General features: G+C 31.7%; 10 protein-coding genes. 3 read left to right on the forward strand and 7 right to left on the reverse strand.

Annotated features, from left to right (window positions below; all coding sequences use genetic code 11):
- Positions 1–61: 61 nt before the first annotated feature.
- The 3 genes from OLM55_RS02765 to OLM55_RS02775 all read right to left on the reverse strand — a co-directional run bounded on the left by OLM55_RS02765 (position 62) and on the right by OLM55_RS02775 (position 5,997).
- Positions 62–1,465, reverse strand: coding sequence for an OmpA family protein (locus tag OLM55_RS02765; RefSeq protein WP_264559894.1), 1,404 nt, complete (start codon positions 1,463–1,465; stop codon positions 62–64).
- A 99-nt stretch (positions 1,466–1,564) separates the two neighbouring features.
- Complete coding sequence (gene kbl, locus OLM55_RS02770; protein ID WP_264559895.1) at positions 1,565–2,761, reverse strand: glycine C-acetyltransferase; 1,197 nt, start codon at positions 2,759–2,761, stop codon at positions 1,565–1,567.
- A 47-nt stretch (positions 2,762–2,808) separates the two neighbouring features.
- Positions 2,809–5,997 carry a UvrD-helicase domain-containing protein gene (locus tag OLM55_RS02775; protein ID WP_264559896.1) on the reverse strand — a complete coding sequence of 1,063 codons (3,189 nt, stop codon included), beginning with the start codon at positions 5,995–5,997 and terminating at the stop codon, positions 2,809–2,811.
- Positions 5,998–6,104: 107 nt separating this feature from the next.
- Here OLM55_RS02775 and OLM55_RS02780 point away from each other — a divergent pair, with 107 nt between their 5' ends.
- Positions 6,105–6,710: a superoxide dismutase gene (locus tag OLM55_RS02780; protein WP_264559897.1), complete on the forward strand. Its 606-nt coding sequence runs from the start codon at positions 6,105–6,107 to the stop codon at positions 6,708–6,710.
- A 418-nt stretch (positions 6,711–7,128) separates the two neighbouring features.
- Here the strand turns inward: OLM55_RS02780 and OLM55_RS02785 are convergent, their stop codons facing one another.
- The 4 genes from OLM55_RS02785 to OLM55_RS02800 form a co-directional block, all read right to left on the reverse strand.
- On the reverse strand, positions 7,129–9,027 hold the full coding sequence (locus OLM55_RS02785) for an amidophosphoribosyltransferase (protein ID WP_264559898.1): 1,899 nt from the start codon (positions 9,025–9,027) through the stop codon (positions 7,129–7,131).
- Between the two features lie 72 nt (positions 9,028–9,099).
- The gene (locus tag OLM55_RS02790) at positions 9,100–10,029 is read right to left on the reverse strand and encodes a PfkB family carbohydrate kinase (RefSeq protein ID WP_264559899.1); all 930 of its coding nucleotides are present in this window, start codon (positions 10,027–10,029) and stop codon (positions 9,100–9,102) included.
- A 111-nt stretch (positions 10,030–10,140) separates the two neighbouring features.
- Complete coding sequence (gene rnhA / locus OLM55_RS02795; RefSeq protein WP_264559900.1) at positions 10,141–10,620, reverse strand: ribonuclease HI; 480 nt, start codon at positions 10,618–10,620, stop codon at positions 10,141–10,143.
- 11 nt (positions 10,621–10,631) lie between these two features.
- On the reverse strand, positions 10,632–11,198 hold the full coding sequence (locus OLM55_RS02800; protein WP_264559901.1) for a phosphoribosylglycinamide formyltransferase: 567 nt from the start codon (positions 11,196–11,198) through the stop codon (positions 10,632–10,634).
- Positions 11,199–11,373: 175 nt separating this feature from the next.
- On the opposite strand from OLM55_RS02800, the gene OLM55_RS02805 reads away from it, so the two are divergent.
- Both OLM55_RS02805 and fabF read left to right on the forward strand, forming a co-directional pair.
- Complete coding sequence (locus tag OLM55_RS02805; protein ID WP_007137004.1) at positions 11,374–11,610, forward strand: acyl carrier protein; 237 nt, start codon at positions 11,374–11,376, stop codon at positions 11,608–11,610.
- A 199-nt stretch (positions 11,611–11,809) separates the two neighbouring features.
- Positions 11,810–13,063: a beta-ketoacyl-ACP synthase II gene (gene fabF / locus OLM55_RS02810; protein WP_264559902.1), complete on the forward strand. Its 1,254-nt coding sequence runs from the start codon at positions 11,810–11,812 to the stop codon at positions 13,061–13,063.
- The last annotated feature ends 3 nt before the right edge of the window (positions 13,064–13,066 follow it).

Genomic DNA, 13,066 nt, shown 5'->3' on the forward strand with positions numbered 1-13,066 from the left:
TATAAAAATAAAAAAACGCCCTGAATAATCAGGACGTTTTTTATTTATATTTTGGAAGAAATTATTTTACTAATTTCACCTCAACTCTTCTGTTGTTAGCTCTTCCTTTAGAAGTTTTATTAGAATCAATTGGTTTAGACTCTCCAAAACCAGCTGAAGTTAATCTTGCAGCATCAATTCCGTTTTCAACTAAATAAGTTTTAACAGCAGCTGCTCTATCTTCAGATAATTTTTGATTTAATGAATCTGAACCTTGACTATCAGTGTGACCTTCAATCATGAAGTTAGCACTTGGATATTCTTTTAAGATTGCAGTAATTGCTTGTAAAACTGGCATTGTTTGTTTTTGGAAAGAAGATTTTCCAGAGTTAAACAAGATAGTTTTAGCATAGCTATTTAATTTGTTGATTGCTTCTTCAGAAACCTCAGGACATCCATTGTTAGCTACAGTTCCAGCTACTGTTGGACATTGGTCATCTTTATCAGCTACTCCATCTCCATCAGTATCAGGCCAAGGACAACCAGCGTTAGCTTTAGGTCCTTTTACTTCTGGACAGTTGTCATCTTTATCAGCTACTCCGTCTCCGTCAGCATCTGGACAACCTTTCATAATTTTAGTACCTTTTACTTCTGGACAAGCATCTTCGTTATCAACGATTCCGTCTCCATCAGTATCAGGACATCCATTAAATTCAGCTAATCCAAAAACTTCTGGACAAGAATCATCTTTATCTGCGATTTTATCACCATCAGTATCAGGACATCCCATAAACTCTTTTAAACCTGGAGTTTCTGGACATGCATCGTCTTTATCATATACACCATCACCATCAGTATCTTTACCACCAAATTTGAAAGTAAGACCTGCAAAGTGTTGCATAACTGTAGGTACATCTGCGTCTGGAGTTCTTTCATCATCAAATGAATACTTAAGAGATGACTGTAAACTTATACCAACATGCTCAGTTAACCAAAAAGTTAAACCTAAACCTCCATTTACAGTTCCTGCAGAAGCATCACCAAAGAAAGTATAACCTCCACCAACATGTGCAGAAGGGTCTAACCATTTAGATTTAAGCATGTCTTGAAAACTATACTTAATTGTACCATCAATAGCATAATAACTTAAATCTCCTGGGTTTGAAACCACATAAGTACTTGATGTCATAGGAACTTTATCAATCATTTTACTGATTTTGTTAACAGAACCCGTTAAACCAAATGAAAAATTATCCCCAACGTATCTAGATACCGTTAAAGAAGATACAGAAGGAATCATGTTCCAATTGTCTTGAGCGTTTAACAACTCTTTAAAAACAAGTTTGTCATTTCCTGACATACTTATTTTTGTGTCAACCGCATTAGCTCCGAAAGATACAGCCCATGGATTGTTACTGTCTTGTGCTTGCGAAGTTACTCCAGCAAACATTAAAGCAGCAATAAATAATTTGTTTAGATGTTTCATACTTTATAATTTAATTACAATACGTTATAATTATAGCAAAAGTAATATTTTTTTTTAATTACAAAAAATTTTGTTAAAAAAAGTACTACTAAATTTATATTATTTAATGATTTTTAGATTTTTACCCACTTCTATAAAAGCATTGATAGCTTTATCTAAATGGTTTTGAGTGTGTGCAGCAGACAATTGAACTCTAATTCTCGCTTTCTCTTTTGGAACTACTGGAAAAAAGAAACCAATTACATAAACTCCTTTTTGAAGTAATTCTTCCGACATTTTTTGCGCCAATTTAGCATCATAAAGCATAACAGGTACTATTGCAGAGTCTCCATCAATAATATCGAAACCCGCTTTTTTCATTCCATCTTTGAAATAATTAGTATTCCATTCTAATTTATCTCGAAGCGAAGTGTCTTTTTCTAATAATTCAAAAACCTTTAAAGAAGCCCCTACAATTGATGGCGCTAAAGAGTTTGAAAACAAATAAGGGCGTGAACGCTGACGCAAAATTTCGATGACTTCTTTTTTAGCAGTTGTATAACCTCCCATTGCTCCACCAAGAGCTTTTCCAAGCGTTCCCGTAATGATATCTACACGACCCATTACGTTTTTAGCTTCCAAAGTTCCTTTTCCAGTTGCGCCAATAAAACCCGCAGCGTGACATTCGTCAACCATTACTAAAGCATCGTATTTATCTGCTAAATCACAAATTTTATCTAATGGAGCAACTAAACCGTCCATTGAAAATACACCATCAGTAACAATTAGCTTAAATCTATGTCCTTTTTCAGTTGCTGCAATAAGTTGCGTTTCTAAGTCAGCCATATCATTATTTTGGTAACGATAACGAGCCGCTTTACATAAACGAACTCCGTCTATAATTGAAGCGTGATTTAAACTATCAGAAATAATACAATCTTCTTCACCTAATAAAGGTTCAAAAACTCCACCATTTGCATCAAAAGCAGCTGCATATAAAATAGTGTCTTCAGTTCCATAAAAATCAGCTATTTTTTTTTCCAATTCTTTATGAATATCTTGAGTTCCACAAATGAAACGAACAGACGACATTCCGAATCCATGAGAATCTAAAGCGTCTTTTGCAGCTTGAACCACTTCTGGATGAGAAGAAAGTCCTAAATAATTGTTTGCACAAAAATTCAAAACTGTTTCTCCAGTTGAAACTTTAATTTCTGCTCCTTGAGGTGTAGTTATGATTCGTTCTTTTTTAAACAATCCGTTTTCACGAATAGCGTTTAATTCATTTTCTAAGTGTTGTTGTATTTTACCGTACATTTTTAAATGTTGATTTGGTTATTCGTTATTTTTATGATTTACTGAAGTTACAAAAGTACAACTTCTATTTTTTCTCCTATATAAACCAATGCTTTTTTTGCAATTGTATAATTCATTTCTTGAAGTACAAAAGCATATTCATTGATTTGATTTTGGTGTTTTTGATTTTTCTCCCCAGTTTTATAGTCTAAAAGATAAACTTCGTTATTAAAAACAACCACTCTATCTGGTTTTAAATTTTTATATCCGTTTTTCAATATTGTTTCTTCATTATAAACCATTCCTTGTCCGTTAAAAAAGTCACTCAACTCATTATTTGAAATTATTTGCTGAACTTTATCTTTAAAAATATCTAATTGAGAAATTGTAATTAATCCATTTTCAATTGCTTTTTGAATCGCAAAGTCTGAATCTTCTTTTACAATAATGAACGACATAATTTCGTGCAAAATATTTCCAAATTCAATTGCTTGTTGCTGATCGGTATTCCACATTAAAGCTTCTCGTTGTGCAATTTTTATACTACTAGAGTTGAGCTTTTCCTTTACCAATGAAATTGTTTTTTGCTCTTTAATTTCATGTTTTTCGGCAGAAAGTTTTTCGGGATTTCCAAATTCGTATTCTAATTTTGTTTCATCGTACATTCCTATGTTTTGCAAATACTCAATAAAGTAAGATGATAAATTATCAGGCAAACCCGTTTTATTCAACAAATGATTAGAAATTACATACAATTGCTCTTCAGCTCTTGTTAACGCAACGTATAAAACATTTATGATGTCTAGAATCTCTTCTTGGCTTTTAGTATCATAGATTTCTTTTGCTTTTTCCCCATAGTCAACTACTTCTTTTTTTGAATTTACCAATGCTTTTGGAAATTCTATTTCTTCATCATCATCAAAATCAACCCAAATTTTATTTCTAATTTTTCTATTAAAATCCTCATCTGCAAAAGGATAAATGACTACTGGAAACTCTAGTCCTTTTGATTTATGAATAGTCATTATACGAATAGCATCATTTCCTTCAGGCGAAGGAATACTTTTTTGAAACCCAGTTTTTTCCCAATATTCTAAAAAATCGCCAATACTTGACTGTAATTTACTATCGCGTTCTAAAACTAAATCTAAAAAATATTGTACATAAGAAGTGTTGGTTTTCTCTTGAATAAACACATCTACAATGATTTCAACCGCTTCGTACAATGATTTTTTTCTACAATTTTGAAAGGAAACAGAAATATTTAATTTTCTTAAAAATAATTCCAAATCGTTTTCAGACAAGTCTTTAGTTGCAGCAATAAAATCATGTGTTGAATATTTATTTTGTAAATTTTTTGCAACATAATACAAAACATATGCTTTTGATTCTTGGTCTTTATTGCTTTTTAAATATTTTAATAAATTGACGATTAACTTAACTTCAGTTGCATTTTGAATCAATAAGGTTTCCGAAGACAAAATAGGAATTTGATTCTCGGTTAAAAAGTTTGCCAAAGCAACTCCGTCTGATTTTTTTCGCGTAAGCAAAACAATATCTTTATATTGAAAACCTTTATTTTTAATACTAGAAATGGTTTCTAATGTTTTACTTAAGTAATATTTTGTTTTAGCAGAATAGGTATTGTCTTCGTCAAATTCACTGAAAAAATCTTCATTTTCTTCTTTTGGAACTTCTATAAATGAAAGATTTACATAACCGCCAATTTTACTGTTTATTTCCTGATGACTGTGATTTAAATATAAATCGGCATAATCTTCATTAGAGAATTTACTTGATAAATGAGCAAAAAAACGGTTGTTAAACGAAATCACCTCCGAATAACTTCTGTAATTTGTACCCAATCTAAAAACTTCTTTTTCTTTGTTTGAAAACGGATATTCATCCAAATCATTAGGATTATCAGTTTTACTTAACTTAATAAATTGTTCTGCTTTTCCTCCACGCCAGCGGTAAATAGATTGTTTCGGATCACCGACCAACATTAACGTTCCTTTTACTCCGTTTTCTTCACTTGCAACCGCATTATCAATTAATGGTATTAAATTTTTCCATTGCATAATAGACGTGTCCTGGAATTCATCGATGAAGAAATGTCTGTATTTTTCACCTAATCGTTCATATATAAAAGGGGCTGGTTGATTTTGTATTTCGTTAAAAATAATTTTATTAAAATCGGAAATGGAAAGTATATTTTTCTCTTCTTGAATGTTTTTAAATTCTAAATGAATTGTATTTAATAACGAAAGTGGATTGATATTTTGGAGAAATGCTTGATAAAAAGACATTTTAGAGCAATTGTAATAACATTTTTGTAACAGAAACAATAAGTTTCCAGAAACAAATTCAATAGCACCAATATCTTTAGCAGTTTTATTAATCGCAATATCTTCAAAATGAACGTATTTAGAAAAATCTTTACTTTCTAAATTTCCTTCTTTAATTTTAGTAATATGATTTGGAAAAGTGCTTCTTGAGAAAGATTTTAAATCAATTCCATTTTCGGAAAGCATTTGAAAACATTGAGCCGCTAATCCAGAATTTTGTTCCTGAAAAAACATTATTCTTTCGCTCAAAGTTTTCTTTATTTGAGTAAAATCATCAAACGTCTTATCTTCAAATTGAGTCAATTCGTTTGCATTATTTTCATTGGTAATTAACTTTGATACTTCAAATAATTCTTTAGAAATATCCCAATTTTTATCTTCGTCAGTTTTATTTTTCGTGAATTCGATTAAAAGATCAGTAAGTATTTGTTCTTCTCCAACTTTTGAAATTACTAAATCGACGGCTTCTTGCAAAAGCGCATCCGTATCTAAAGAAACCTCAAAATTGGCAGGTAAATTTAAATCTTGTGCAAACGCACGAATAACCTTGTGTGTAAATTTATCAATTGTAGAAATTCCGAAAGCAGTGTAATTATGAATAATATTTTTAATAATAACTTTTGCCTTATCTTTAATTGTTGCAACTGATAAACCTGTTTCTTTAGCAATCTCTTTTAATAACATCATTGATTTTACAGAAGTATTCACTTTTGAAAAATCATAAAGGTTATCAATTATACGAGACTTCATTTCTTCCACTGCTTTATTTGTAAAAGTAATGGCCAAAATTTTCTTGTAAGCATCGTTAGTTGGCGAATTAAATAAAATTTTTAAATACTCTTTTGTAAGCGTATAAGTTTTACCTGATCCGGCAGAAGCGTCGTATAAACTAAAAGCGGGTGTGTTCAATGTGTTATATTTTTCTTAATTATAGTGGTATAAGAACAATCTATTTTTTAATCCAAAGTTAAATTTATAACTTTGAATTCATTAATACTAATCTAAATATAAAAATTATGGCTTTCGAATTACCACAATTACCATATGCGTATGACGCCCTTGAACCACATATTGATGCTAGAACGATGGAAATACATCACACTAAGCACCATAATGGATATACAACTAATCTAAATAACGCAATTGCAGGAACAGATTTAGAAGGAAAAACTATTGAAAACATCTTATTAAACCTTGACATGAATAATGCAGCCGTAAGAAATAATGGTGGTGGTTTTTACAATCACAACTTATTTTGGTCGGTAATGTCTCCGAATGGTGGTGGTTTACCAACAGGTGAATTAGCTGATGCTATTGACAGTGCATTTGGATCATTTGATGCTTTTAAAGCTGCATTTGCAAAAGCTGGTGCAACGCAATTTGGATCAGGTTGGGCTTGGCTTTGTTTAAAAGACGGAAAACTTGAGGTTTGCGGAACTCCAAACCAAGACAACACTTTAATGCCTGGTGTAGGTTGTGGCGGAACTCCAATTTTAGGAATGGATGTATGGGAACACGCTTATTATTTAAACTATCAAAACAGAAGACCAGATTATATTGAAGCTTTCTTTAACGTAATAAACTGGACTGAAGTAGCAAGAAGATTTGCTGTAGCAAAATAACAATTACAATAGTAAAAAAAGAGGTTCGCAATAGTGCGAACCTTTTTTGTTTTTAGAGTATCTGTAAAATAAAAAAGGTATGCTTTGCATACCCTTTTTGCCCCAAATCTACCATAAAACTTAACCTACTAATTTTTTGGTACAGCTAAAGTAGATTGAATTTATTATGCGTGCATAAAAAATTGACAAACTGTCCAAATATTCGATAAAAGGTGTTTTTTTTGCTTTTATTTAAGAAATTAATTGAAAAATGAAATTATATAAATAAAAAAAAGGTGAAATTGCTTTCACCTTTTTGCCCCAAATCTACCATAAAACTTAACCTACTAATTTTTCTGGTAGTGCTAAAGTATGATAGACAAATGTTAAATCAATTAAAAAATTGTTTAACGTGTAAAATAATCGATAAAGTGCATAATTAATATGCGCGAGCGTCATTTCCTTCATAAAAATTTAAGAAAGCTTTGTTTACAACTCTGTTTCCTCCATTTGTAGGGTAATCTCCAGTAAAGTACCAATCTCCAAGATTTTTTGGACAAGCAATATGTAAATCATCAACCGTTTGATAAATAATTTTAACTTCAGCATGAGTGTTTTCTGGAGTTAACATTTCAGATATTTTGTCTGATATTTCTTCATCTGTAAAGGGAGCATAAATTTCTTTTACAAAATTTACAACCTCAGCATCTTTTAAATTTTCTTGCGCTTTTGATTTTTTATAAACTTCTTCAACAATATGAAGTAAACCTCTGTCTTTTAGTAGCTCCATAGCGGCTCTAAAAGCAACTAATCCTTCAAGTTTAGCCATATCAATACCGTAACAGTCAGGATAACGAATTTGTGGTGCAGATGACACAACAACAATTTTCTTTGGTTTAAGCCTATCCATCATTTTAATGATACTTTGCTTCAGCGTTGTTCCTCTTACAATACTATCGTCAATGATAACCAAATTGTCAGTCGTTTTCACAACTCCATAAGTAACATCATACACATGGGCAACTAAATCATCTCTACTACTGTCTTCAGTGATAAAAGTTCTTAATTTTGCATCTTTAATTGCTACTTTCTCTGTTCGAATTTTAACTGATAAAATTTCAGCTAGTTTTTCTTCTGAAAGCGTATCTCTATTTTTTAAAATTTCAGCCGTTTTTCTCTGATTCAAAAAGTCTTGAGCCGCTTCTGTCATTCCATAAAAAGAAGTTTCGGCAGTGTTTGGTATGTATGAAAAAACCGTGTTATCAGTATCGTTATCGATTGATTTTAAAATGGCTGGGAAAATTAATCTTCCTAATTTCTTACGTTCTTGGTGAATTTCTGCATCACTTCCACGAGAAAAATAAATACGTTCAAACGAACATGCTTTTTTAACCAAAGGTGTTCTAACTTCATTAAGTGAAACAGAACCGTCTTTTTTAATTACAATAGCGTTTCCAGGTGTTAATTCTTGAACTTTTTCGAAAGGAACATTAAAAACCGTTTGAATAACTGGTCTTTCAGAAGCTACAACAACAATTTCATCATCTTCATAAAAATAAGCCGGGCGAATACCTGCTGGATCTCGCATTACAAATGCATCTCCATGACCTAATAAACCAGCCATTGCATAACCTCCATCCCAGTTACGAGAAGCACGCTCTAAAATTCTAGGAATATTTAATCGGTCAACGATTACTTTTGAAGCTTCTTGCTTTGTAAACCCTTCTAATTTTGCTTGTTTGTAAATTTCGGTAACTTCATCATCTAAAAAATGACCTATTTTTTCCATTACAGTAACAGTATCAGCTAATTCTTTTGGATGCTGACCTAATTCTACCAAACTATCAAAAAGCTCTTTAACATTTGTCATGTTAAAATTCCCGGCAACAATAAGATTGCGGTGCATCCAATTATTCTGACGCAAGAAAGGATGTACGCTTTCGATACTGTTTTTTCCAAAAGTTCCATAACGTACGTGTCCTAAAAATAACTCGCCTATATAAGGAATATTATTTTTTTGTAACTGAACATCATTTTGATATTCTGGGTGTTCTAAAAGTTCGTGATTAATTCGTTCATTAACCTGTGCAAAAACATCTTTAATAGGATTTGCATCATTAGAACGTATACGGCTTATATAACGTTGCCCTGGAGCAACATCTAATTTTATACTTGCTAAACCTGCACCATCTTGACCGCGATTGTGCTGTTTTTCCATTAGCAAATACATTTTTTGAACTCCGTAAAAAGCTGTACCGTATTTTTCTTTGTAAAACTCTAACGGTTTTTTTAATCTTAATAGTGCAATTCCGCATTCATGTTTAATAGCGTCACTCATTGTGTTGTTGTTGTGTTGTTTAATGCTTACTGTAATGTATACAAAAATGCCCCGAAAATTCGAGGCACGTTTTTATTCTTCTAATTCAATTTCAAATTGTGTTAATGCTTTAAATTGTTTTAAACGCATATTAACTTCTTCCTTGTCTAATTTTTGCATGCGCTCAGTTCCAAATTTCTCCACACAAAATGAAGCTAAGTTTGAACCGTAAATAATTCCGTTTTTCATATTATCAAACGAAATGTTTTCACTTTGAGCAATATAACCCGCAAAACCACCTGCAAATGTATCACCAGCTCCTGTTGGATCAAACACTTCCTCTAAAGGTAAAGCTGGTGCAAAGAACACTTCTTTATCTTGAAACAATAATGCTCCGTGTTCTCCTTTTTTAATTACTACATATTTAGGACCCATTGTATGGATCTTTTGAGCTGCTTTTACTAATGAATATTCACCAGATAATTGACGCGCTTCTTCATCATTAATTGTAATTACATCAACACGTTTAATAACGTCTAATAATTCTGGCAATGCACAATCCATCCAAAAGTTCATTGTATCTAAAACAATTAATTTTGGTTGTGTTTCCATTTGATCTAAAACTCCAGATTGTACTAAAGGATGTAAGTTTCCTAATAATACAACATCAGAATTTTTATAACCTTGAGGAACAACAGGGTTAAAATCCGCTAATACGTTTAATTCAGTTACTAAAGTATCACGAGAATTTAAATCGTTATGGTATTTTCCACTCCAAAAGAATGTTTTTCCACCTTTAACCACTTCAATTCCGTCTATATTTACACCATTATTGGTTAATAAATCTAAATACTCTTGGGGAAAATCTTCACCTACTACCGAAACAATTGCTGCATCTACATTAAAAAAGTTAGAGGCTAAACCAATATACGTTGCTGCACCACCTAAAATTTTATCTGTTTTTCCGAAAGGCGTTTCAATAGCATCAAAAGCTACCGTTCCTACTATCAATAATTTATTCATTCTAATCGATTTGAAATAAGAGGCAAAGATACTTGTAAAAAGTCAAAAGTCAAAAGGTTAAAGTCAAAAGGTTAATTGGTTGATAATTTTTAATTAAAAAAATTTAAAAACCTATAACAACTTCTCCTCTTCTCTTTCATAAAAAACATCAACAGAAAGTTTTTCTTGTTGAGAAGCCATAACAGCTAATTCATCGCAACGCTCGTTTTGAGGATGATTATTATGCCCTTTTACCCATTGAAAATCTACTTTATGATTTCGGTACGCTTTTAGAAAGCGCATCCATAAATCGGGATTCTTTTTTCCTGCAAAATTTTTCTTTTCCCATTGAAAAACCCAACGTTTTTCAACAGCATCTACCACATATTTAGAATCGGAAACGACTAATACTTTCGTTTTTAAGTTTTTTAGTTTTTCTAAACCTACAATAACAGCTAAAATTTCCATTCTATTATTGGTAGATTTTCGAAAACCTTCATAAAATTCCCTTTTATAAGGAGTTCCAACCATTTCCATAACTACGCCATAACCCGCCGGACCAGGATTTCCCTTAGCAGCGCCGTCTGTATATATGTGAACTTCGTGACTCAAGTAAATAGTGATTAGTGATTAGTGATTAGTTGTTCAATAATAGTCGGAAAATATTCATGCTCTAATTGATGTACTTTATTTGCAATTTCTTCAGCAGAAACACAATCCTCTATAGAAACTTTATGCTGAGAAATGTATTCACCTTCATCATAATGTTCGTTTACATAATGAATAGTGATTCCGGTTTCTTTTTCGTTATTTTCTAAAACCGCTTTGTGCACATTCATTCCATACATTCCTTTTCCACCATATTTAGGCAAAAGAGCAGGGTGAATGTTAATTACTTTATTAGGATATTGATTTATGATAGATTCTGGAAATTTTAATAAAAATCCAGCTAAAACAATTAAATCTGGATCAATTTTTTTGAGTTTTTGAAGAACAAAATCATTATTTAAGTCAGATTTTGTAAAAATAACAGCCTCCATTTGATGATTTTTTGCTTTTTCTAGCACTTTGGCATCAGGATTGTTTGTAAAGATAGTGACTACATTTGCAAAGGTTGATTTTTTGAAATGTAATATGATCTTTTCGGCATTGGAACCATTGCCAGAAGCGAATAGCACTATTTTTTTCATTTATCCTGTAATTTTAATTACACAAAAAAAAGAATAATAATTGGTAAAAAATAGAAAAAAGAGGTCTTTGTGAATTATTTTTTTTTAAATTCGTAGTCACATTTAGAAACAAAATTGTTGTTTTAAAATAAAGTTTTTTATTTTTGCCAACAAATTAAATTAAAATTAAAAGATTATGTCAGACATTGCATCAAGAGTAAAAGCGATTATCGTAGACAAATTAGGTGTTGACGAAAACGAAGTTGTAACAGAAGCAAGCTTCACAAATGATTTAGGAGCTGATTCATTAGACACTGTTGAGCTAATTATGGAATTTGAAAAAGAATTTGATATTCAAATCCCAGATGATCAAGCAGAAAACATTGCTACTGTAGGTCAAGCTATTTCTTACATCGAAGAAGCTAAAAAATAATATTTTAGACACTCGTGGGTTTATACTCATGAGTGTTATTATTTTTTCTTCGAAATTTTAAAATCTTTTATTAGATTTGAAGAAAACATTGATTGTATTACAATCATTAAAATAAAAAACTATGTAATACCCATTGTTTCTTTTAGTTACATTATTAAAAGTACATTGGGTTTTTTATATATAACCAAAATTTAATTATATGCAATTAAAGCGTGTTGTTGTAACTGGTCTAGGAGCCCTTACCCCTATTGGAAATAATATTCAAGAATATTGGGAAGGATTGATTAATGGTAAAAGTGGTGCCGCACCTATTACTTACTATGATACTGAAAAACATAAAACAAAATTTGCTTGTGAAGTTAAAAACTTCAATATAGAGGATTTTATTGACCGTAAAGAAGCTCGTAGAATGGATAAGTTTGCACAATATGCTGTTGTTGCAAGTGATGAGGCTATTAAAGATGCCGGTATTACAGCTGAGAATGTTGACAAACATAGAGTTGGAGTTATTTGGGGAGCAGGAATTGGAGGCTTAGAAACTTTTCAAGAAGAAGTTTTATACTATGCCAAAGGTGATGGAACTCCAAAATTTAATCCTTTCTTTATTCCTAAAATGATTGCAGATATTGCCCCTGCTCACATTTCAATGAGAAATGGGTTTATGGGTCCAAATTACACAACTGTTTCTGCTTGTGCTTCTTCTGCAAATGCAATGATAGATGCATTTAATTATATTCGTTTAGGAATGTGTGACGTTATTATTTCTGGTGGTTCAGAAGCAGCCGTAACAATTGCTGGAATGGGTGGATTTAATTCTATGCATGCTTTATCAACAAGAAATGAAAGCCCAGAAACTGCCTCTAGACCTTTTGACGCAACTAGAGATGGTTTTGTTTTAGGTGAAGGAGCTGGCGCTCTAGTACTTGAAGAATATGAACACGCAAAAGCACGTGGTGCTAAAATATATTGTGAGATTGGCGGAGGTGGAATGTCTTCTGATGCTTACCATTTAACAGCTCCACACCCTGAAGGATTAGGAGTAATAGCCGTTATGAATAATACTTTAAGAGACGCAGGAATGCAACCACATGAAGTTGATCATATTAACACACATGGAACATCAACACCATTAGGTGATGTTGCCGAATTAAAAGCAATAAGTGCTGTTTTTGGCGACCATGCTAAAAATATTAACATTAATTCAACAAAATCTATGACCGGCCATCTTTTAGGTGCTGCAGGTGGAATTGAAGCTATTGCTTCGGTATTATCAATAAAACACGGAATTGTTCCTCCTACAATTAATCATTCTGTTGTAGATGAAAACATTAATCCAGAGTTAAATTTAACTTTAAATAAAGCACAAAAAAGAGATGTTAAAGTCGCTATGAGTAATACTTTTGGTTTTGGAGGACATAATGCTTGCGTATTATTTAAGAAAATAGAAGAATAAGAA

The organism is Flavobacterium sp. N2270 (assembly GCF_025947225.1).
Lineage (GTDB): Bacteria > Bacteroidota > Bacteroidia > Flavobacteriales > Flavobacteriaceae > Flavobacterium.

What these genes read in the sequence shown, in the direction of transcription:
- OLM55_RS02780 (WP_264559897.1), top strand. Translation starts at nt 6,105, where the DNA reads ATGGCTTTCGAATTACCACAATTACCATATGCGTATGACGCCCTTGAA.
- OLM55_RS02800 (WP_264559901.1), bottom strand. Translation starts at nt 11,198, where the DNA reads ATGAAAAAAATAGTGCTATTCGCTTCTGGCAATGGTTCCAATGCCGAA.
- kbl (WP_264559895.1), bottom strand. Translation starts at nt 2,761, where the DNA reads ATGTACGGTAAAATACAACAACACTTAGAAAATGAATTAAACGCTATT.
- OLM55_RS02765 (WP_264559894.1), bottom strand. Translation starts at nt 1,465, where the DNA reads ATGAAACATCTAAACAAATTATTTATTGCTGCTTTAATGTTTGCTGGA.
- OLM55_RS02790 (WP_264559899.1), bottom strand. Translation starts at nt 10,029, where the DNA reads ATGAATAAATTATTGATAGTAGGAACGGTAGCTTTTGATGCTATTGAA.
- fabF (WP_264559902.1), top strand. Translation starts at nt 11,810, where the DNA reads ATGCAATTAAAGCGTGTTGTTGTAACTGGTCTAGGAGCCCTTACCCCT.
- OLM55_RS02785 (WP_264559898.1), bottom strand. Translation starts at nt 9,027, where the DNA reads ATGAGTGACGCTATTAAACATGAATGCGGAATTGCACTATTAAGATTA.
- OLM55_RS02805 (WP_007137004.1), top strand. Translation starts at nt 11,374, where the DNA reads ATGTCAGACATTGCATCAAGAGTAAAAGCGATTATCGTAGACAAATTA.